Source organism: Devosia equisanguinis, assembly GCF_900631955.1.
Lineage (GTDB): Bacteria > Pseudomonadota > Alphaproteobacteria > Rhizobiales > Devosiaceae > Devosia > Devosia equisanguinis.
The window spans coordinates 51,856-71,835 of the sequence record NZ_UZWD01000009.1 but is presented as its reverse complement, the minus strand read 5'-3'; the positions used below and the strand labels follow the sequence as shown (position 1 = coordinate 71,835).

At 63.5% G+C, this 19,980-nt stretch carries 18 protein-coding genes; 13 read left to right on the top strand and 5 right to left on the bottom strand.

Features of this window, described 5'->3' with window-relative positions; genetic code table 11:
- Positions 1 to 21: 21 nt before the first annotated feature.
- From DEVEQU_RS03075 to DEVEQU_RS03035, 9 genes are all read left to right on the top strand, one after another.
- On the top strand, positions 22 to 888 hold the full coding sequence (locus DEVEQU_RS03075) for a sugar phosphate isomerase/epimerase family protein (protein ID WP_126149102.1): 867 nt from the start codon (positions 22 to 24) through the stop codon (positions 886 to 888).
- Positions 885 to 2,399, top strand: coding sequence for a sugar ABC transporter ATP-binding protein (locus DEVEQU_RS03070; RefSeq protein ID WP_126149101.1), 1,515 nt, complete (start codon positions 885 to 887; stop codon positions 2,397 to 2,399). Before DEVEQU_RS03075 ends, DEVEQU_RS03070 begins: the two co-directional genes overlap by 4 nt.
- Positions 2,396 to 3,382, top strand: coding sequence for an ABC transporter permease (locus DEVEQU_RS03065; RefSeq protein ID WP_126149100.1), 987 nt, complete (start codon positions 2,396 to 2,398; stop codon positions 3,380 to 3,382). Before DEVEQU_RS03070 ends, DEVEQU_RS03065 begins: the two co-directional genes overlap by 4 nt.
- Positions 3,379 to 4,365 (top strand): ABC transporter permease, encoded by a 987-nt coding sequence (locus DEVEQU_RS03060; protein WP_126149099.1) that lies wholly within the window; start codon positions 3,379 to 3,381, stop codon positions 4,363 to 4,365. Before DEVEQU_RS03065 ends, DEVEQU_RS03060 begins: the two co-directional genes overlap by 4 nt.
- A gap of 67 nt (positions 4,366 to 4,432) precedes the next feature.
- On the top strand, positions 4,433 to 5,563 hold the full coding sequence (locus tag DEVEQU_RS03055) for a substrate-binding domain-containing protein (RefSeq protein WP_223214082.1): 1,131 nt from the start codon (positions 4,433 to 4,435) through the stop codon (positions 5,561 to 5,563).
- Positions 5,564 to 5,787: 224 nt separating this feature from the next.
- A complete protein-coding gene (locus DEVEQU_RS03050) occupies positions 5,788 to 6,705 on the top strand; it encodes a sugar ABC transporter substrate-binding protein (protein WP_126149098.1) in 918 nt (305 codons plus the stop codon).
- Complete coding sequence (locus DEVEQU_RS03045; protein ID WP_211199028.1) at positions 6,702 to 7,478, top strand: ATP-binding cassette domain-containing protein; 777 nt, start codon at positions 6,702 to 6,704, stop codon at positions 7,476 to 7,478. The genes DEVEQU_RS03050 and DEVEQU_RS03045 overlap by 4 nt, the downstream gene beginning before the upstream one ends.
- Positions 7,468 to 8,478, top strand: a complete 1,011-nt coding sequence (locus DEVEQU_RS03040) for an ABC transporter permease (RefSeq protein WP_126149097.1) — start codon at positions 7,468 to 7,470, stop codon at positions 8,476 to 8,478. Before DEVEQU_RS03045 ends, DEVEQU_RS03040 begins: the two co-directional genes overlap by 11 nt.
- 19 nt (positions 8,479 to 8,497) lie before the next feature.
- Positions 8,498 to 10,297, top strand: coding sequence for an alpha/beta hydrolase fold domain-containing protein (locus DEVEQU_RS03035; RefSeq protein ID WP_126149096.1), 1,800 nt, complete (start codon positions 8,498 to 8,500; stop codon positions 10,295 to 10,297).
- A gap of 84 nt (positions 10,298 to 10,381) precedes the next feature.
- On the opposite strand, the gene DEVEQU_RS03030 is transcribed toward DEVEQU_RS03035, so the two are convergent.
- The 5 genes from DEVEQU_RS03030 to DEVEQU_RS03010 form a co-directional block, all read right to left on the bottom strand.
- Entirely contained in the window at positions 10,382 to 10,993 is a 612-nt protein-coding gene (locus tag DEVEQU_RS03030; protein ID WP_126149095.1) for a DJ-1/PfpI family protein, read from the bottom strand.
- A 61-nt stretch (positions 10,994 to 11,054) separates the two neighbouring features.
- Positions 11,055 to 12,002 (bottom strand): substrate-binding domain-containing protein, encoded by a 948-nt coding sequence (locus DEVEQU_RS03025; RefSeq protein WP_223214081.1) that lies wholly within the window; start codon positions 12,000 to 12,002, stop codon positions 11,055 to 11,057.
- Between the two features lie 57 nt (positions 12,003 to 12,059).
- Positions 12,060 to 13,055 carry an ABC transporter permease gene (locus DEVEQU_RS03020; RefSeq protein WP_126149094.1) on the bottom strand — a complete coding sequence of 332 codons (996 nt, stop codon included), beginning with the start codon at positions 13,053 to 13,055 and terminating at the stop codon, positions 12,060 to 12,062.
- Complete coding sequence (locus DEVEQU_RS03015; RefSeq protein WP_126149093.1) at positions 13,052 to 14,614, bottom strand: sugar ABC transporter ATP-binding protein; 1,563 nt, start codon at positions 14,612 to 14,614, stop codon at positions 13,052 to 13,054. Before DEVEQU_RS03015 ends, DEVEQU_RS03020 begins: the two co-directional genes overlap by 4 nt.
- On the bottom strand, positions 14,611 to 15,315 hold the full coding sequence (locus DEVEQU_RS03010) for a GntR family transcriptional regulator (RefSeq protein WP_126149092.1): 705 nt from the start codon (positions 15,313 to 15,315) through the stop codon (positions 14,611 to 14,613). Before DEVEQU_RS03010 ends, DEVEQU_RS03015 begins: the two co-directional genes overlap by 4 nt.
- A 75-nt stretch (positions 15,316 to 15,390) precedes the next feature.
- Here DEVEQU_RS03010 and DEVEQU_RS03005 point away from each other — a divergent pair, with 75 nt between their 5' ends.
- From DEVEQU_RS03005 to DEVEQU_RS02990, 4 genes are read left to right on the top strand one after another with little or no spacing between them, the layout of a single operon-like run.
- Complete coding sequence (locus DEVEQU_RS03005) at positions 15,391 to 16,434, top strand: Ldh family oxidoreductase (RefSeq protein WP_126149091.1); 1,044 nt, start codon at positions 15,391 to 15,393, stop codon at positions 16,432 to 16,434.
- Positions 16,431 to 17,648: an iron-containing alcohol dehydrogenase gene (locus DEVEQU_RS03000; RefSeq protein WP_126149090.1), complete on the top strand. Its 1,218-nt coding sequence runs from the start codon at positions 16,431 to 16,433 to the stop codon at positions 17,646 to 17,648. The genes DEVEQU_RS03005 and DEVEQU_RS03000 overlap by 4 nt, the downstream gene beginning before the upstream one ends.
- Positions 17,649 to 17,665: 17 nt before the next feature.
- Positions 17,666 to 19,138: an NAD-dependent succinate-semialdehyde dehydrogenase gene (locus DEVEQU_RS02995; protein WP_126149089.1), complete on the top strand. Its 1,473-nt coding sequence runs from the start codon at positions 17,666 to 17,668 to the stop codon at positions 19,136 to 19,138.
- Entirely contained in the window at positions 19,138 to 19,974 is an 837-nt protein-coding gene (locus DEVEQU_RS02990) for an alpha/beta hydrolase (RefSeq protein ID WP_126149088.1), read from the top strand. Before DEVEQU_RS02995 ends, DEVEQU_RS02990 begins: the two co-directional genes overlap by 1 nt.
- Positions 19,975 to 19,980 lie beyond the last annotated feature (6 nt).

Here is a 19,980-nt window from a genome sequence, read left to right as displayed (position 1 = left end):
CGACAGGCGCGAGGGGGAAGCATGAAGCTCGGCATCAATCTGCTGTGCTTGACCGATCTGGTGACGGAAGCGCACCTGCCGATGATCGAAAAGATCAAGGCGGAAGGCTATGACGGCGTGGAAGTGCCGGTGCTGTCAGGCGATCCGGATCACTATGCCTGGCTCGGACGCGCGCTCGACGCCATGGGGCTCGAGCGTTGCACGACCTCCATTATCCCCAGCCCCGATGTCAGCCCGATTTCGAACGATGCGGAGACGCGTGAACGGGGCCGCCACCATCTCGACTGGGCGCTCGATTGCGCCATCGCCCTCGGGGCGCAGAGCGTCGGCGGGCCCATCCATGCCCCGATCGGCCATTTCTCCGGTGCCGGTCCGACCGAGGACGAGCTCGCCTTTGGCGCCGAGGCTCACCGCGCTCTTGCCGAGCGGGCACAGGCCAATGGCATCTATCTCAGCCTCGAACACCTCAACCGTTTCGAGACCTATTTTCTCAACACCACCACGCAGTGTCGTGACTATGCGCGCCGCGTTGATCACCCGGCCTGCCGGATCATGTACGACACCTTCCACGCCAATATCGAAGACCGCGACCAGGTCCAGGCCTATGAGACCGTGGCGCCGCATGTGGGCATCGTGCATGTGTCGGAAAATGATCGCGGCATTCCCGGGCGTGGCCATATCGATTTTCCCGCCATCCTCGGAGCGGTCCGCCGCTCCGGCTATGATGGCTGGGTGACGCTGGAGGCCTTTGGCGCTGGCCTGCCCGCGATTGCCGCGGCCACCCGCGTCTGGCGCCCCCTGTTCCCCGATTACGAAACCCTGTTTGCCGAAAGCGCGGCCTATATCCGCCGCACCTGGGACGAAGCCGGGGCGGAGCGTGCGGCATGAGCGGAGCGCCCGTCATCGAGATGCGCGATATCTCGAAGTCCTTCCCCGCCGTCAAGGCACTGAGCGGGGTCTCGTTCAGCTGTCGGCGCGGCGAGGTGCATGCGCTCTGCGGGGAAAACGGCGCCGGCAAGTCGACGCTGATCAAGATCCTGTCGGGCGTCTATCGACCTGATGAGGGTGAGGTGCTGATCGAGGGCCAGCCGCAACAGTTCCGCCATCCACTGGCCGCACTCGAGGCGGGCATATCGGTCATCTATCAGGAGTTCTCGCTGCTGCGCGAACGCACGGTGGCGCAGAACCTGTTTTTGGGGCGTGAGCCCCGGCGTCACGGGCTGATCGATGCGCGGGCAATGGATGCAGAGACGCGCCGTGTGCTTGGCCTTTTCGGCATTCGTCATGGCATTACCCCTGATACGCTGGTGGCCGATCTCGACGTCGCCAGCCAGCAGATGGTCGAGATCGCCAAGGCGCTTTCGCTCAATGCCAAGGTCATCGTCATGGACGAGCCAACCGCCGCCTTGAACGAGGCGGAATGCGAGGTGCTGTTCGCTCTGGTGGAGCGGCTGCGCGCCTCCGGCACGGCCGTCATCTACATCACCCACCGCATGCGCGAAGTGACGCGACTGGCTGACCGCGTCACCGTCATCAAGGACGGCACCGTCGCGGCCAGTTTCGACCACATGCCCACTCCCGACGCCATCGTACGCGCCATGGTAGGCCGCGACATCGCCGCCTATTATCCGGAACCAGCTGCCGCAGCGGACATTGGCGAGACTGTGCTCAGCGTCAGCAATGGCGGCAATTCTGCGCTGCACAACATCGACCTGCAGTTGCGCGCAGGCGAAATCGTCGGCTTTGCCGGCCTGCAAGGCGCCGGGCGCAGTGCCCTGGCCATGGCGCTGTTCGGAGCCAACCCGCTCACCACCGGCAGCATCAGCCTCCACGGCCAAGAGGTGCGCTTCGGCTCGCCGCGCGACGCCATACGCGCCGGGATCGGTCTGTTGCCCGGCGACCGCAAGGGCGAGGCGCTGGTGCTGATGCAATCGGTGCGCGACAACGCCATGCTCAGCGCCCGCAGCTTTGCTGCACTGCTGGGCAGACGCGATGCCAATCGCTTCACCGATCTTAAGGGTATGGATGCGCTGCTCGACAGCATGAAGGTGCGCGCGCCTTCCTATGAGCAGGAAATGCGCTTTCTCTCCGGCGGCAACCAACAAAAGGCGCTTGTGGCCCGCTGGCTGGCGCTCAAGCCCAAGGTGCTGATCTTCATCGAGCCGACGCGTGGCATCGATGTCGACGCCAAGGCCAGTATTTATCACCTGATGCGCGAGCTGGCGCGAGCCGGCACGGCCATCATGATGGTGTCGTCCGACCTGCCGGAAATTCTGGGCGCCTCGGATCGCATTGTGGTCATGCGTGAAGGCCGCATCGCCGGCACCTTTGACCGCACCGCCACCGAGGCCGAGTTGATGCTGGCCGCCACCGGCCAGGCCCAAGGGGTTGCTGCATGAGCGAGATCAGCCAGTCTTCCAGCAGGCCACGCCGCCTGCGTTTCGACCGCCACGCCTCGGCCATTCTGCTGGTGGCCGCGAGCCTGCTCTATATCGTGCTGATCGTCGCCCTGGGACAGACCCGGTTCCTGACGCTCGACAATCTCGTGGCCATCCTCGGACGCTCGATCACCCTGGGCATTACCGCGATCGGGCAGACTTTTGCCATTCTCGTTGCCTCCATCGACCTCTCCGTCGCCAGCCTGATCTCGGCGTCGGCCGTGGTGACATCAGTGGTGATGAATGGCGATCCGGCCATGATGTTCCCGGCCATATCAGCAGTTTTGGCGCTGGGGGCGATTGTGGGGCTCATCAACGGGCTGGTCATCAGCAAGCTCGAGGTCAATCCGCTGATCGCGACGCTCGGCATGTCGCTGATCATCCAGGGCGTGCTCTCCTATTATTACAACAATTTCGCCGGCAATGTGCCCGCCGAGTTCCAGATCTTCGCCTACGGCGCGGTGGGGATCGTGCCCTATTCGCTTATCTTCATGTTCGTGCTCGCCGGCCTCGCCTGGTTCGTACTGCGCTTCACCCGCTTCGGTTCCAATATCTATGCCGTGGGCGGCAATCAGGACGCCGCCCGCCTGGCCGGCATCAACACGGCGCGCGTCGTCATCGGCGCCCATATGCTGTGCTCGCTCTGCGCCGCGATTGCCGGCATCTACCTGGCATCGCGCCTGCGCTCCGGCGCACCCTGGATCGGTGCAGAGGGGGTTTACGACCTCGAATCCATCGCTGTCGTCGTCATTGGCGGCACCGTGCTGGCCGGTGGACGCGGCGGCATCTGGGGCACCATGGCCGGCGTCATCATTTTCTCGCTGATCGACTCCATCTTCAACGTCCTCGGTGTCGATGCCTTCGTCAAACAGGTGCTGCGCGGCATCATCATCGTGGTGGCCGTTGCCTTCTATGCCGCCCGTTCCAGGAGGCCGGTGGCATGACCCAGGACGTTCTTTCCCAGGGCGCCGAGCCGCGCCGTCGCCTGCCGCAGATCAACCCGGTCTACATACTCGTCGTGGTGCTTATCCTGGCCATCGTGGTGATGAACCCGGCCTTTGGCGAGCCCACCGGTTACATGAATTATCTCAAGCGCGTGGCTGCGCTCGCCATTCTCTCGGGTGGCGCGCTCTATGTCATCATCTCGGGTGGCTTTGATCTCAGCGTCGGCTCGACCATGACGCTGACTGTCATCGGCTCCTCCATGCTCGCCAGCAACGATCCCAATTCCACCTATTGGATCATTCCGCTGATGCTGGGCATTGGCGTGGTGATCGGGGTCATCAACGGCCTGGTGGTCAGCTATTTGAAAGTGCCCTCGCTGATCGCGACGCTGGGCATGATGATCTCGCTCAATGGCGTTGCCTTCATGTGGTCCGGCGGCGCACCACGCGGCTATCTGCCCGACACCTTCCGCTTCTTCGGCCGCTACAACATTGCCGACCTGCCGGTTATCAGCATCCTGCCCATCGCAGTCATCTGCCTCGTGGTCTTCGGCGCCATCCTGTGGTGGGGCCTGCATCGCACCAATTTCGGGCGCCTGCTGCATGCGGTGGGCGACAACCAGCAGGCGGCGCGCCTTGCCGGCGTTCCGGTGGAACGCATTCGCATCTCCGCCTTCGTCGTCTCTTCGCTCACCGCAGTTTTGGCGGGTGTGATCCTCGGCGGCCGGGCCGGCGTTTCGGTCAATATCGGCTCGGGTTTCGAATTGCAGGCCATCACGGCCGCGGTGATCGGGGGCGCACAATTGCTCGGTGGGCGCGGCTCGGTGCCCGCCACCATCGCTGGCGCCCTGGCGCTCGAAGCCATCTTCACCCTGCTCAACCTCCTGGGACTGGCGCAGCCGGTCCGGTTGGTGGTGCAGGGACTCATTCTCATCGGTGCCGTGGCTTTCGCCACCTATCAGCGGCGACGCGGCGGCCGATGAGCGCAGGCGCGCGGCCCCCGGGCTGCCCGTCACCACAAGGTCTGACAATCTCACGAGGGAGGATACCGTGAAGAAAACCATCCTGGCAGCTGCCGTTCTGGGCATGCTGACCGGCGCCAGCTTTGCCCAGGCGCCGAATTTCGATGACCCGGCCGAGTTCGCCAAGCAGCGCGAACAGCTGACGGGCGCCTTCAACGGCCCGGCCGACAAGCCCTACCTGCAATATGCGGGCGAGGCGATGGTCGACACCTCCGGCTTCAAGAAGGATGCGCCCTGGACCGTCTGCTTCTCCAATGCAGGGGTCAACAATCCCTGGCGCGTGGTCGGCTATACCGACATGACCGAGGAAGTGAAGCTGCATCCCGAGATCGGCACCTTCACCCATGTCGACGCCGAAGGTTCCGACGACAAGCAGATCGCCGATATCGACGACCTCTTGGCGGGCGGCAATTGCGATGTGCTGATCGTCTCGCCGAACTCCACTGCAGCGCTGACTCCCGCGGTCGAAAAGGCCTGTGCGGCCGGCCTGCCTGTTATCGTCTTCGACCGCGGTGTCACCACCAATTGCCCGGTGACCTTCGTGCATCCGGTGGGCGGCTACGGCTTCGGCATCCAGGCAGCCGATCACGTCATCGCCAATGTCGCCTCGGGCGGCAAGGTGTTGATGCTGCGCATCTCGCCCGGCGTTGACGTGCTGGAGACCCGCGCTTCGGGCGCCCGCAACATGTTCAAGGAAGCCGGCCTCACCATTCTGGGCGAAGAGTTCACCGGCGGCGACAACGCCAAGACCAAATCGATCGTGGAAGACTATCTGCAGCGCGGCGCCATCGACGCGGTGTGGATGGATGCCGGCGCCACCGCCGTTGCCGCTGTCGAGGCTTTCGAAGACCAGGGCTTCGATGTCCCGGTGGTCACCGGCGAAGACCAGCAGGATTACCTGCAGAAGTGGCGCGATATCGGCTTCAAGGGCGTCGCCCCGACCTACCCGACCTATCAGTGGCGCACGGCCATCATCGCTGCTGTGAACACGCTCAAGGGCGAACAGGTCCCCGGTCCGGAATGGGTCCTGCCCCAGCCGGTGATCACCCAGGACGTGCTGGACCAGTACATCAACGAAAAAATGCCGCCCCTGCACTATGCCATGTGCGGCTGCGAAGACATGCCGAACTACCCCCAGGCCTGGGGCGGCAGCCAGTAAGTCCTTCCCAACGAGGACCAAGGGGCGCCTTCGGGTGCCCCTTTTTTGTTTTTGCACCACACGCCACGCACTGAGACGTCGCCTACGGTCAATTAGTCCAACTAATTTGACACCGTTGGAGATCACATCGGCACTCATCGGCTAATTAGTCTGCTTTTTTGGCTTGCGCGTGTCAAAAAATTGTAATTAGTTTGCTCCCGGCGGTTTCGCCAAGGGAGGAAATCATGAAATTTGGTCGCTGGGCGCTGTCCGCCCTGATTGCATCCGCATGCCTGTGCGGCACGAGCTTGGCGCAGGATCAGCTGAGCATTGGCTTTGCCAATCCCCTGCCCGCCTATCCGGTCTGGGCCGAGGCGGACAAATGCTTCAACGACGCCATTGCCGCTGCCGGCATCAAGGGGCAAACTTCGGGCCCGACCGGCCTGCAGGTCGACAACCAGTTCGTGCTCGACCGCATCTCGCAATATATCGCCACCGGCTCCAACGCCTTGATCGTCGTGCCGATCGACGGGCCGATGTATGAGCCGCTGATGAAGGAAGCCAAGGAAAAGGGCATGTGGGTGGTCACCCTGAACACGGGCGACACCACCTCTACCCAGGATGTGCAACTGGGCACCGACTACGCCAATCAGGGTGCACTGGTCGCCGAGAACCTGGCCAAGCGCGAGGGCGAGCAGAACGTCATCATCGTGGGCAATCAGCCCACCGGCGTGCACCGCGTTTTCGTGGACGGCTTCCTCAAGGGCGCCGAGGCCTATCCGAACGTCAAGCTCGTGGTCGAGGCCTATGACCAGGGCGATCCGGCCCAGACCGTCGACGTGGTTTCCCGCGCTCTGACCGCCCATCCGGAAGCCAATGTCGTGCTGTCCTGGGAAGGCAATATCGTCTCCGGCATCACCACGGCCATCAAGGAAAAGGACCTGGTCGGCAAGGTCGTCGCCGTGGTCAACGACATCACCCCCGAAGTCGTGGCCGGCATCAAGGAAGGCACGATCTACGGCACCAGCAAGCAGAATTTCTGCGGCATGGCCTCCGGTGCGGTCGACGCCATCGTCAAGCTGTCCAAGGGCGAGAGCGTGCCGAAGAACATCGACACCGGCATCACCTTCGTCACCTCCGAAAACCTCGAGGCAGAACAGTGATCGCTGAAGCGGTCCCCCACCATCAGGCCACCGGCAGCAATGCCGGGGGCCTTTCGCTCGCGGGTATTTCCAAGTCCTTCGGTCAGGTCCAGGCCCTGACCGATGTCGACCTCGAAGTGGCCCCGGGCGAAATCCTGGCGGTGGTCGGCGACAATGGCGCCGGCAAGTCGACGCTGATCAAGACCATCAGCGGCGTGCACCGTCCCGATACCGGAACCATCGTGGTCAATGGCGAAGCCCGCCAGTTTCGTTCGCCCGCCGATGCCCGCCAGGCCGGTATCGCCACCGTGTTCCAGGACCTCGCTCTGGTCGAGGTTCTGGATGTTGCCACCAATATGTATATCGGCCAATTGCCGCGTCGCGGCTGGTTCGTCGACCGCGGCCGCATGGAGCGCGAGACGCGTTCTTTCCTCAACGAGCTCAAGGTCACCGTAAAGTCGGTTCGCACGCCGATCGGCATGCTGTCGGGCGGACAACGCCAGATCGTTGCCATTGCGCGCGCCATGCGTACCGGCGCCAATGTCATCCTGCTCGATGAGCCCACGGCAGCTCTCGGCGTCAGGGAAACCGCCCACGCCGCCAATCTCATTCGCTCGCTGCGGGACCGGGGCTGCGCCGTCATCTGCATCAGCCACGATATGGGCTTTGTGTTCGATGTGGCCGACCGCGTTCAGGTCATGCGTCTTGGCCGCGTGGCTGGTGTGCGCAGCATCAGCCAGACCGATCGCAACGAAGTCATTTCTCTCATCACCGGAGCTTCCGATGGCAAGTAATGCCGACGCTGTCGCAGCGACCGCTTCGCTGGATTCGGAAACCACTGCGCGTGGCCGTCTCACCGGGCTGATGCAGAATGGCGGCCTCTTTGCCGTCATCATCCTCATCGCCATCATCTTTCAGATTCTCAACCCGGTGTTCCTGAGCCAGGGCAATATCATCGAGATTTTCCGCTCGGGCGCGCTCTATTTCATCGTTGCCTGTGGCGCCACCCTGGTTCTGGTCGGCGGCGGGCTCGACTTTTCCGCGGGCGCCGCCTTTCCGCTCGGGGGCATTGTTGCCGGCGGGCTGATGCTGGCCGGGCTCCCCTGGCCGCTGGCTCTGCTGCTCGGGGTCGGAGCGGGGGCGCTTGCCGGCGCCATCAATGCGCTGGTGATTACCCGATTCGAAGTGCCACCGCTGATTGCCACCTTGGGCTCGTTCTTTGCCATTGGCGGCGCCATCACCGTCTATACCGGTGGCACCAATCTTTTCGGCTTTCCGGACGCTTTCAACGTGCTGGGCCAGGGTCGCCTCTTCGGCATTCCCTTCCTCGTCTACTATGCCGTCATCTTCGGCATCGTGTTCCACGTCCTGCTGGAACACACCGTGTTCGGCTACGAAACCCGGATTACCGGCGGCAACCGGCTGGCCGCATCGGCCAATGGCGTGCGGGTGAAACTGCTCGATCTGCAGCTTTATGCGCTTTCGGGCGCCACCGCGGCTCTGGCTGGCATCATGTTCATGGCGCGCACCAGTACAGCCTCGCCGGCAGCTGGCGGTTCGGCCCTCACCTTCCAGGTGATCACCGCCATCATCATCGGCGGTACCAGCCTCTTCGGCGGCACCGGTTCTATTATCGGAACGGCGCTTGGCACGCTTCTGTTTGCCGTGCTCAACAACGGCCTGGCTGTGGTCAACGTCAATCCGCTCTACCAGAACATCTTCATCGGGGTCATCCTGGTGGTCGCGGTGGCCTTTGACCAGGTGCAGCGCAAGCGCCGATTCGCGCGGCGTTAGAAGGGGGACCGGGCCTGCCATGGCATTGTTAATCAGCAGGACCAGCCTGGGCGGCACCGACGCCCGGGTGACCAACGACCTCGCCGCGGCGCTGGACCGCGTCAACCTGGCGGTCACGCATGTCATTGACGACACCGTGATGAGCGTGCCGGACTATCGCGCCTGGTTCGATGAGTATGCTGCGCTCATCGTTCCAGCTTCGGCCCGGCCCGCGATGCGGACCGAAGACCGGGAAGCCGGCAGTGCCAAAGCGCGGGTCGCCGTTCGCGTCTACGAGCCGGCTTCGGTTGGGGCGATCATGGTCTTTGCCCATGGCGGGGCCTGGTTGATGGGCAATGTGGAAACCCACGACCATATCTGCCGCTGGCTGGCCCAGCATTGCGGCATCAGGGTGATATCGGTGGACTATGCCCTCGCTCCCGAGAGGCCGGCACCCTATGCGATAGAACAGGTGGCAGGGGTCATCGAAGAGTTGCTCGCAGACACCGGCCTGCCCGTATTCACCGCCGGTGACAGCGCCGGCGCGCAGATCATGAGCCTGGCCCTTTTGCGTCTCGACCCTGCCCTGCGGGCGCGGATTGCCGGTTTCATTTCCATTTACGGTGCCTATTCGCCGCGCATGAACCTGTCGTCGCACATCTTGTTCGGCGATGGACGCTTCGGGCTGTCGAGAAAGCAGATGTCCTGGGCCTGGAACCTCTACGCCCCGCATCTGTCGGTCGAAGAGCGCGACAGCCTCACCCCGCTGGCGCTGGATCTCGCCGACTTCCCGCCGACCCTCTGCATCGGCGCCGAATGCGACCCACTGCTCGACGATACGCTGGCTCTTTACTCAGGCCTCGCCCGCGCCGGTCGCGACGTCACCCTGTCGCTATGGGCCGGCATCAACCATGGTGCACTGCATTTCGTCGGCTTTGTCGACAGCGTCACTGCGGCCGCGCAGTCAATCGTCCAATATATCCGCTCGCGCATTCCGGGCAGTTTCGAGCATATGGGCGGCGGCCGAGACATCGAAGCCATTGCCGTGGACGAGTTGGTGCAATTGCCCATGCTCATGGGCAATTTTCACGGCCATCACCGCATCGAAACCCCACACCTGACCTCGCGCACCAGACGGCACGGCACCCTTGCCCATAGCATCGGACGCGATATCGTCGCCGGCAAATACCCGCCGGGCACCTTGCTCGATCCGGAGCAAGGCGATGGTGAGGACCTTTCGGTGTCACGCGGCTCATATCGTGAAGCCATGCGAACCCTTGCGGCCAAGGGATTGATCACCGCCGCGCCGCGTGCGGGCACCCGCGTGGCCCCGCGTGCGTCTTGGCGCCTGCTCGACCCCGATGTCTTGGCCTGGCTGTTCGAAGGCGGCCTCGACGAGCACGTATTGCGCGAGGCCTTCGAGTTCCGCAAGGTCGTCGAACCCAGCGCCGCAGCCCTGACCGCCACCCGTTCCACGGCTGCGCTGCGCGCGGCACTTGCCGAGGCCGTGCTGGCCATCACCGAAGGCACGCCCGACGACAGCGCCTGGGGCGAGGCGGTGGTGCGCTTCCACGAACTGATGCTGCAGGGCAGCGACAACGAAATTCTCGCTGCTACCTGGCCGGCCATCCAGGTGGTCGTCAGCTGGAGCGTCGCCCTCGCCACAGCCGCGGGTCGGCACAGCATGGCGCGTGACCGGGCCGGCGACTATGCCAGCCTGCTCGACAAGATCACCCTGCGCGATGCCTCCGGCGCCATGATCGCCATGGCCCGCCTCATTGATGGCGCCATGTCCGATGTGCTGGTCCTGCTCGGCTCCCAACAGCGTCGCGAGGGTTAGACCCTGCAGCCAAGCGTGAAAGCCCAAACGCAAGCGGCCGGCTCCACTTAGAGCCGGCCGCTTTCACAATGTTGCTCTGCTCGATCAAGCAGCTTTTTCGTTGACGTCGCCGCTGTGGCGGATTTCGGTGCCCAGCACCTTAAGGCATTCGCGGATGAAGGCGGCCAGCGCCGTCCAGCCCTTGGCCGAGACCATGGTGCCGTCGACATAGGCATCGGTGGGCGAGAGGTCGATATAGGTGCCGCCGGCCAGGGTCACTTCCGGCTCGCAGGCGCCAAGTGCCGCGACCTTCTTGCCGCGCACCACGCCATCGACGGCGACGAGGATCTGTACGCCGTGGCAGATGGTGAAGATGGGCTTTTTGGTCTCGTGGAAGTGACGGACCATGGCCTGCACGCGCTTGTCGGTGCGGATATATTCGGGGCCGCGGCCGCCGGCGGCGTAAACCGCGTCATACTCTTCCAGGCGCACTTCGCTGAAGGTTTTGTTGATCAGGGCGTAGTGGCCCATCTTTTCGGTATAGGTCTGGTGACCTTCGAAATCGTGCAGCGAGGTGGCGATCAGATCGCCCGCCTTCTTGTCCGGGCAGACGACGTGGACCGTGTGGCCCACCGCTTCCATGGCCTGCTGATAGACGTAGATTTCGTATTCCTCGGTGAACTCACCGCACAGCATGAGGATTTTTTTGCCACGCATTTTCGGGTCTCCAAACGACAGATGAGGGTTGGACCGCGCCGGGGCGCGGTCCATTGTGCAATCAGAACGGGGAATCGGGGAAGTAATACTCTTCCGCATTGTCCTTGGTGATCAGCGGTGCGTCGAGCTTGACGTTACCGCGGACCGGGGCCTGCCCATTGAACTGAGCGGCGGTCATGTAGATGGCCGTCTTGATCATGGACGGCGGATAAGGCGTCTCGATCGGGGTCATGGGGTCGCCCGCCATCACCTTCTCGATGATTTCCTTCATGCCATTGCCGCCGAGCGCATATTTGATCTCGGTACGGCCGGACTGCTGGATGGCTTCGAGCACGCCGAGCAGCATGTCGTCGTCATTGGCCCAGACCGCGTCGATATGCGGGTACTTGGCCAGATAGTCCTGCATCAGGCTGAAGGCTTCGTCGCTGTTCCAGTTGGCATACTGGATGTCGAGAATCTTGATGTCGCTGCCTTCCAGACCTTCCTGGAAACCCTGGATACGCTCGTCGTCGATGACGGTGGGGATGCCGCGAAGCACCACCACGTCACCCTTGCCGCCGAGAGCATCGACGAGGAACTTCGCCGTGGTCGAACCCACTGCGATATTATCGCCGGCGACATAGAGATCCTGAATTTCAGGATCGGTCAGGCCACGGTCGACGACGGTGATGAACGTACCTCTATCCGCAACTGCCTGAACCGGACCAGTCAGTTCGTCGGAGGAGAATGGCAGGATGACAAGTGCATCGAGATCGCCGGTAGCGGTCAGGTCCTCGAGCGCGCTGACCTGGGCCGCAGCCGAAGGCGAAGTCTTGACGACGACCTGGATGTTGGGGAAGGCAGCCTGGATTTCTTCAGCGGCCTTCTGGGCATGATAGACGACGCCGCCGGTCCAGCCATGGGTGGCTGCGGGAACCGAGACGGCAATCGTCCGGGTTTCCTGAGCGAGAGCGGGAACGGCCAGAAGCAGGCCCGCCAGTGCGGTCGCGGCAAACAGATGATGTTTCAATGTGGTTTCCTCCCAGAAATATATGGACCTAAGGCATTGTGCAGACGTGGGGTCCGGTCACGGCTGCTTTGAGAACCTCTGTACGAGCATGGCGATGATGATGATGACGCCCTGCACCGCAGCGACGAGGTATTCGGAGATGAAATTGGAGAGCACCATGAGGTTGGCGATCATCTCGAGGATGACGGCGCCGGCAACGGTGCCCCAGATGCGGCCCTTGCCACCGCGCAGGGCGGTGCCACCGATAACTACCGCCGTGATCACCTGCAGCTCCCAGAGCTGACCGGTGGTCGGCGTGGCGGCGCCGAGACGCGGCACGTAGCAGATAGCGGCGATGGCGACGCATATGCCCTGGATGACGAAGGCCATGGTGCGGATGCGACCAACCGAGATGCCGGAGAACCGCGCCACTTCCTCATTGGCGCCCACCGCGGCGCAGCGGCGGCCGAACTTGGTCTTGTAGAGAATGAAGGCACCGACCAAAGCCACGGCAATGGAGACGAGGATCGGGATCGGGATGCCGACGAAACTGCCATAATAGACCGGGCGGAAGGGCTCGCGCAGACTGCGGTCGAGAGGAATGTTGCCGCCATCGGACATGAAGGTGATCAGCGCGCGAAAGATGCCCATCGTGCCCAGGGTGACGATGAACGGCTCGATCTTGCCGATGGTGACGATGAGCCCGTTGAACAGGCCGCACAGCGCCCCCACGCAAAGCACCAGCGCCATGCCGGCGATGATCGCATTGCCGCCCAGGCTGGGCACCATGGCATTCATGAACATGATCATGATGCCGGTGACGAAGGCAGTCATCGAGCCGACCGACAGGTCGAGTCCCCCCGAGGAAATGACGAAGGTTGCCCCCACGGCGATGATGGCGATGAAGGCCGAGCGCGTGACCACATTGGTGACATTGGTCGCCGACAGGAAGTCGGGATTGATCAGCACACCCACGATGGCCAGGATGGCGAGGGCGATGAAGGGGCCGATATCGACCCAGTTGATGCGAGCCAGCAAGGACTCGCGCGTCGGCGTCGCCGTGATATCGCTCATTGGGGATGTCCTCCTGGCGCGGCGTGAGTTCCGCCGCTTGTGGCCGCCAACACGACGGCTTCTTCAGTGATCGCATCATCGGCAAATTCGGCGACGATCCGTCCGGCCCGCATCACCAGGATGCGGTCGCACAGGCCCACCAGTTCCTGCAGTTCGGAGGAGATGACGATGCAGGCCTTGCCGGCACGGATCAGTGCGTCGATGAATGCGTAGATCTGGCTCTTGTTGCCGATATCGATGCCACGGGTCGGCTCGTCGATAATGACGACCTTGGGGTTGAGCATCATGATCTTGGCGAGCAGCAGCTTTTGCTGATTACCGCCGGACAATTGCCCGGCCTCGAGGCGCTTGGAGCGAACGCGAATATCGTATTCGTCCACCGCGCGGTCGAGTTCGCGCTGTTCCAGCGACTGCTCGATATAGGGCTTGCGATAGAGGCGGGAGAGCGCCGTCAACACCAGGTTGGGCGCAAGGCGTTCGCGCAACAGCAGACCCTTGCCCTTGCGATCCTCTGTCAGGTAGCCGATCCCGGCATCGACGCCATCGGCGACCGAGCCGATCTTGACCGACTTGCCCTCGACCCGTACCTGCCCCACCTTTGCGGGACGGAGGCCCAAAAGACCCTCGAACAATTCAGTGCGCCCCGCCCCGATCATGCCGCCCAGGCCCAGCACTTCGCCGGGACGCGCGACCAGCGAGGCATCTTCGACGAATCCGGGCACGTTGAGATGGTCGATCTCGAGCACCGGCTGTTGAGAGGAGGTGCCACGCTTGGCGGGATAGAGCATGGAGAGCTCACGCCCCACCATCAGGCGGGCCATGTCCTCCTGGCTCACCCGATCGGCATCGAAGGTGCCGATCATGTTGCCGTCGCGCAGGACGGTGACGCGGTCGGCCAATGCCTCCACCTCGTTGAGGCGGTGTGAGATATAGAGAACCGCCACGCCCTTGTCGCGCAAACCGCGGACGATGCCGAGGAGGGTGTCGACCTCGGTAGTGGTCAGAACGGCAGTGGGCTCGTCGAAAATTACCAACCGATGCTCTTCGAGCAAAGCGCGGGCGATCTGCACCAATTGCCGCTGAGCGATGGGCAGGCTGCGCACCAGGGCGCGCGGCGAAGCGGTGCATCCCAGATCGGCCAGCCGCTCGGCCGCGATCCGCTCCATGGCCCGATCATCGACAATACCGTTGCGGGTCATTTCCCGGCCGAGAAACAGGTTCTCGACCACGGTCAGCCCATCGGCCAGCAGGATTTCCTGGTGCACCAAGGCAATGCCGGCATGCTCGGCGGCGGCGGGATTGGGAAACTCTATCGGCGCGCCGGCAAACTGCATGGCGCCTTCGGTGGGCTTCACATGGCCGGAGATCAGGCGCATCAGCGTCGATTTTCCGGCCCCGTTTTCGCCGATAATGGCGTGGATTTCGCCCGGCCGGATATCGAGATTGACGTCGGAGAGCACGCGCACCGGACCATAGGCCTTGCCTAGCCCGGACAGCTGCATCAAGGGCGCAGCAAGCGGCGGCACGTCAGTCTCGACAATCATCTCCGCCGCGCTCATTCGTCGAATACCGGCAGCAGGCGGTCGCGGGACCGCTCGATATGGGCGCGCATCGCTTTTTCGGCGCCGTCGGCATCGCGGGCTTCGAAGGCTGCGATGATCGCCTCGTGCTCGGCCAGCGCCTCCTCGGTCACCCGCGAGTGGAACATCAGGCGGAAGATGTGGAAGTGCACATGCTGGTGGTTGAGTGTGTCGCGCACCAGTTCATTGCCCGCCACCTGCATGATCATGTCGTGGAAGACAGCGTCCTGGCGGGCGAACTGGGAATAGCGAGCGCGCTCGTCACCGCTTTTGGCGCGGCGTCCCATGACGCCCGCAGCCTCGGTGAGCTCGGCAACAGATTCAGCGGTCAGCCTGGCCACCGCACGCCGCGCCGCGTCCGGCTCGAGCAGAAGACGCAATTCATAGAGATCGGCAAACTGCTTGGCCGTGATCTGCGGGGACGCACTATAGCCCACCAGATGGGTCTTGTTGACCAGCCCCTCCGCCTCAAGACGACTCAGAGCCTCGCGAATAGGAGTCTGGGAGACCCGCAATTCCCGCGCCAAGTTATCGACGGTGATGCGCGAGCCCGGCGCGATCTTGAGCGCCATGAGCTGCGAGAACACGGTCTCATAAACCTCGGTGGCGAGGCTATGGCGCTGGATGGCGGACGCCGGTGCGGCGCTGGCGCTTTGGGCTGCCGGAAGCTCTTTGGCCATCTTTCCCCCTTGACAATGACCAATCGCTAACACGATGTTGCGACAGATGCAATACGATATCCTATAGGATTTCTGATGAGGGTTTTGCTCAAGGAGGCGATGGAGATTGCGCAGGCGCTGCTTCTGGCGACGGGCGCTCCCTTGCCCAATGCCAGGACCCAGGCCACGCACCTGCTGGACGCAGAACTGCGCGGTCACCCTTCGCATGGCCTGTTGCGCCTGCCGCGCTTGCTCGATCGCATAGCGCGCGGCCTCGTCGATCCGCGCTCGCAGGGTCAGAGCTTCTGGAACCGGTCGGGCGAATTGCGCGTCGATGGACAGCGTGGCCTCGGGCCAGTGGTGGCTTTTGCCGCCATAGATGCCCTGCTCGAGCGCGTCGGCGACACAGGAATTGCCTTCGCTGCAATCCGCAATACCAATCATCTGGGCATGCTGGCAGGCTATGTCGATGCAATCGCCCGGGCCGGAAAGATCGGCATTGCCCTTTCCACCAGCGAGGCGCTGGTCCATCCCTTTGGCGGCACCAAAGCAATGCTGGGTACCAATCCCATTGCCATCGGCCTGCCCACGGGCAGGGAGCCTTTCGTCCTCGATCTGGCAACGAGCCTCGTCTCCATGGGCAAAATTCACGACCACGCCTTGCGCGGCGCGCCGCTGCAACCAGGTTGGGCCCTGGACGCGGACGGACTGCCCACGCTCGACGCCGAGCGCGCCAAGTCTGGATCGATCGCTCCTTTCGGCGAGGCCAAAGGCTATGGGCTGGGTCTGGCCTTCGAATTGCTGGTCGCGAGCCTCGTCGGTTCTGCCCTTGCGCCCCAAGTGCGCGGCACGCTGGACGCCGAGCATGTTGCCAATAAGGGCGACCTCTTTATCGTCATTGATCCCTCACAAACACCCAGCACCGCCTCCGGCATCACGCCCTATCTCGACAGCCTCAGATCCAGCCCGCCGGCCGACCCGGCGCATCCGGTTTCGATTCCGGGTGACAGGGGGCGGGCCCGCGCGCGAGCTGCGGAGCGCGACGGCTTTGACATCAATCCCGGCTTGTGGTCCGCCCTTAACGACCGGCTGGCCACGTCTTCAAAAACAGCGACGTCCATTCAGGAACTTCAAACATGAGCCTATTCGCCGCCCTCAGATTGCCGCGCGAGGTGCTCTTCGGCGCAGGACAACGACATGCTCTGGGCAAGGTCGCTGCCGGCCTCGGCAGTCGCGCCCTGGTCTGCACCGATGCCCGACTGGCGGGCGAACCCGTCTTCGCCGACATGATGACCCTGCTCAGGGATGCGGGACTGACGATTCTGATCGATGCCAGCGTCGAGCCCGATGTGCCTCGCGCCTCCTGCAACCGCGTCGCCTTGGCCGCGAGCGATTTTACGCCGGACCTGGTCATCGGCATTGGCGGCGGGTCTTGCCTCGATCTGGCTAAGACCGTGTCATTGCTCCTTTCTCATGGTGGCTCGCCAGAGCACTATTATGGGGAGGGCAAGGTGCCTGGCCCGATCCTCCCCGTGATCGCGGTACCGACCACCGCCGGGACCGGTTCGGAGGTGACGCCGGTGGCCGTTCTGTCGGACCCCGATCGCGCCATGAAGGTGGGAATTTCGAGCGCTCACCTCATTCCCGCGGCCGCCATCTGCGATCCCGAGCTCACGCTAACCTGCCCCGCGAGCCTCACCGCCATTGCCGGGGCCGATGCACTCACCCATGCCATCGAGGCGTTTACGGCCACTCGTCGTCAACCTGCCCCGATGCTGGCGCAGGAACGGGTCTTTGTCGGCAAGAGCGCCCTGACCGATCATTTTGCCCTGCTCGCCATCGAAATGCTTGGGCGCAGTCTCGAACGCGCCTACCGAAACGGCAGCGATCTCAAGGCGCGCGCCGATGTTATGATGGGGGCGCTCAGTGCCGGCATGGCTTTTGGCACCGCCGGTACCGCCGCCGCCCATGCCATTCAATACCCCATCGGCACGCTGACCCATACCGCCCATGGTTTGGGGGTTGCCTGCATGTTGCCCTATGTGATGACCTATAATCGCTCCCATGCCATGGCCGAATTTGCCGCTATCGGTCGGGCCATGGGCGCCGAGGCAGCCGATGACGCCGCGCTTGCCGATGCAGCGATTGCCAAGGTGCAGGCGTTGTTCAAAACGATAGGCATTCCCGTCACGCTCGACGCGCTCGGGCTGGAGGCGGACAAGCTGGACTGGACCTGCGAGCAGGCCATGACCATTGCCCGCCTCATCGACAACAATCCGCGTCCGCTCGACGCCGCCGCCATGAAACGCCTGGTCAGCGCCGCCCATAGCGGCAATCTGCAGAACGCGTCCTGAGCGAGAAGGAACCGAAAATGAGCCAAGCCACCATCCTGCCCCTCGAACAGTCCGGTCTTGATTGCAGCCGCTATGCCAAGGGGCTCTTTATCGGTGGCAAATGGGTTCCGGGCGCCGGCATTGCCGTGATCGACCCCTCCACCGAGGCTGTGCTCGCCGAAGTCGCCGATGCCGATGAGGCCGCTGCCCGCGCCGCAGTGGACGCCGCCGACGCCGCTGCACCCGGCTGGCGCAGCACGCCGCCGCGTCAGCGCGCCGAAATCCTGCTGCGCTGCCACACACTGATGCTCGAGCGGCTCGATGAGCTCGCGACCCTCATTTCGCTCGAAAATGGCAAGGCGCTCACTGACGCGCGGGGCGAGATCACTTATGCGGCCGAGTTTTTCCGCTGGTATGCCGAAGAGGCGGTCCGGATTGCCGGCGAGTACCGGATGGCGCCCTCGGGCAGCAATCGCATCCTGGTCGACATGCAGCCGATCGGCATTGCCGTGCTGATCACGCCGTGGAATTTCCCCGCCGCCATGGCCACCCGCAAGATTGCCCCCGCCCTCGCCGCAGGCTGCACCGTGGTGTTGAAACCCGCCAGCGAAACTCCGCTTACCGCCTATGCGCTCGCCGATCTCTATGCCGAAGCCGGTGTGCCGGCAGGCGTCGTCAACGTCATCACCACCACGCGCCCCGGTCCGGTCACCGCGGCCATGCTCAACGATGCGCGGGTGCGAAAGCTCTCCTTCACCGGTTCGACCGGGGTCGGTCGAACCTTGCTTGCCGAGGCAGCAAAAACCGTCCTCAGCTGCTCCATGGAACTGGGCGGCAACGCCCCGTTCATCGTCTTCGACGATGCCGATATCGACGCTGCGCTCGACGGCGCCATGGTCGCCAAGATGCGCAATGCCGGGGAGGCCTGCACCGCGGCCAACCGCTTCCTGGTCCAGGATGGTGTTTACGAGCGATTTGCCGAGGCTCTGGGCAAACGCATGGCGGCGCTGCGCGTCGGCCCCGGCACAGATCCAGCCACGGCCTGCGGGCCCATGATCACGAGAAAAGCTGTCGACAAGATCGAAACCCTCGTGACCGACGCCACGAAGAGGGGCGCCAGGGTTCTGGTGGGTGGCACGCGGCTGGAGGGCAAGGGCTTTTTCTATCCACCCACCGTCCTCGCCGACGTTTCTCCCGATGCCGCCATGGCCAAGGACGAAATTTTCGGTCCCGTCGCGCCGCTCTACCGGTTCAGCACCGAGGACGAGGCGGTGCGTCTCGCCAATAACACCGAATATGGCCTGGCCGCCTATGTCTTCACCACCGACCTCAAGCGCGGCCTTGCGGTGGCTGGTCGTCTGGAAGCCGGAATGGTGGCGCTCAATCGGGGGCTGGTGTCCGATCCCGCAGCGCCCTTCGGCGGCGTCAAACAGAGCGGCCTCGGCCGCGAGGGGGGCGTGCATGGCATCGCCGAGTTCATGGAACCCAAATATATCGCGGCCAGCTTCTGATGGACGATCCCTTCCGCACCCGCGATCACGTAGCTGATTTTGATCGCTATGTAGCGCTCTATGCCGAGCGCAGCACCGCCTCACGCGCACGGCTGCGTTCACAGCTGGACCTTGCCTACGGGCCGGGCGCAGATGAAAAGCTCGACTTGTTCTTCCCCGATGCGCCGTCGGGCGCGGTGCACCTGTTCATTCATGGCGGCTACTGGCGCATGTTCGCGAAATCGGATTTTTCCTTCATCGCCGACACGGTTACGGCTGCGGGCGCTATCGCAGCGGTGACGGACTATTCGCTGATGCCGGCCGTGCGGATGGAGACAATTGTCGACCAGGTCGAGAGCGCGGCATTATGGCTTTCCAGCAATGCCAGAGAGTTCGGTGGGGATCGCCTGCGCCTCTCGGTCTCGGGACATTCGGCCGGTGCCCATCTTGGCGCCCTGCTGCTTGCCCGCCAGCCGGGTCTGTTCAGCGACAGTTTGCTCCTCAGCGGCATCTACGACCTCGCTCCGCTGCAGACCTCGTTCCTACAGTCCCAGATCGGTCTTACCGACGCGGAAGTGCAGCATTTTTCGCCGCTGACCCATCCACCTGCGCCCTCCGGCACCATCCGAATTCTGGTTGGTGAGCACGAAACTGCCCCGTTCCGGGAGCAGGCGGCCCGCCTCGCGCAACGGGTGGACAGCAGCGTCACCAGCATTGCTGACGGCAATCATATGAGCGTGGCGCTCGATCTGGGCGACCCCGCTTCCGACACCGGCAAAGCGCTGTTCGGCATCTGTGCCAAAACGCCCGCATTGGGGCCTACCCAACGAGCGGCCCAGCAACAACAGCAGCAATAGGCGCGT

Bases quoted from the DNA above. Each gene is read 5' to 3' on its own strand.
- DEVEQU_RS03075 (WP_126149102.1), top strand. From the start codon at position 22: ATGAAGCTCGGCATCAATCTGCTGTGCTTGACCGATCTGGTGACGGAA.
- DEVEQU_RS03070 (WP_126149101.1), top strand. From the start codon at position 885: ATGAGCGGAGCGCCCGTCATCGAGATGCGCGATATCTCGAAGTCCTTC.
- DEVEQU_RS03065 (WP_126149100.1), top strand. From the start codon at position 2,396: ATGAGCGAGATCAGCCAGTCTTCCAGCAGGCCACGCCGCCTGCGTTTC.
- DEVEQU_RS03060 (WP_126149099.1), top strand. From the start codon at position 3,379: ATGACCCAGGACGTTCTTTCCCAGGGCGCCGAGCCGCGCCGTCGCCTG.
- DEVEQU_RS03050 (WP_126149098.1), top strand. From the start codon at position 5,788: ATGAAATTTGGTCGCTGGGCGCTGTCCGCCCTGATTGCATCCGCATGC.
- DEVEQU_RS03040 (WP_126149097.1), top strand. From the start codon at position 7,468: ATGGCAAGTAATGCCGACGCTGTCGCAGCGACCGCTTCGCTGGATTCG.
- DEVEQU_RS03035 (WP_126149096.1), top strand. From the start codon at position 8,498: ATGGCATTGTTAATCAGCAGGACCAGCCTGGGCGGCACCGACGCCCGG.
- DEVEQU_RS03030 (WP_126149095.1), bottom strand. From the start codon at position 10,993: ATGCGTGGCAAAAAAATCCTCATGCTGTGCGGTGAGTTCACCGAGGAA.
- DEVEQU_RS03020 (WP_126149094.1), bottom strand. From the start codon at position 13,055: ATGAGCGATATCACGGCGACGCCGACGCGCGAGTCCTTGCTGGCTCGC.
- DEVEQU_RS03015 (WP_126149093.1), bottom strand. From the start codon at position 14,614: ATGAGCGCGGCGGAGATGATTGTCGAGACTGACGTGCCGCCGCTTGCT.
- DEVEQU_RS03010 (WP_126149092.1), bottom strand. From the start codon at position 15,315: ATGGCCAAAGAGCTTCCGGCAGCCCAAAGCGCCAGCGCCGCACCGGCG.
- DEVEQU_RS03005 (WP_126149091.1), top strand. From the start codon at position 15,391: ATGAGGGTTTTGCTCAAGGAGGCGATGGAGATTGCGCAGGCGCTGCTT.
- DEVEQU_RS03000 (WP_126149090.1), top strand. From the start codon at position 16,431: ATGAGCCTATTCGCCGCCCTCAGATTGCCGCGCGAGGTGCTCTTCGGC.
- DEVEQU_RS02995 (WP_126149089.1), top strand. From the start codon at position 17,666: ATGAGCCAAGCCACCATCCTGCCCCTCGAACAGTCCGGTCTTGATTGC.
- DEVEQU_RS02990 (WP_126149088.1), top strand. From the start codon at position 19,138: ATGGACGATCCCTTCCGCACCCGCGATCACGTAGCTGATTTTGATCGC.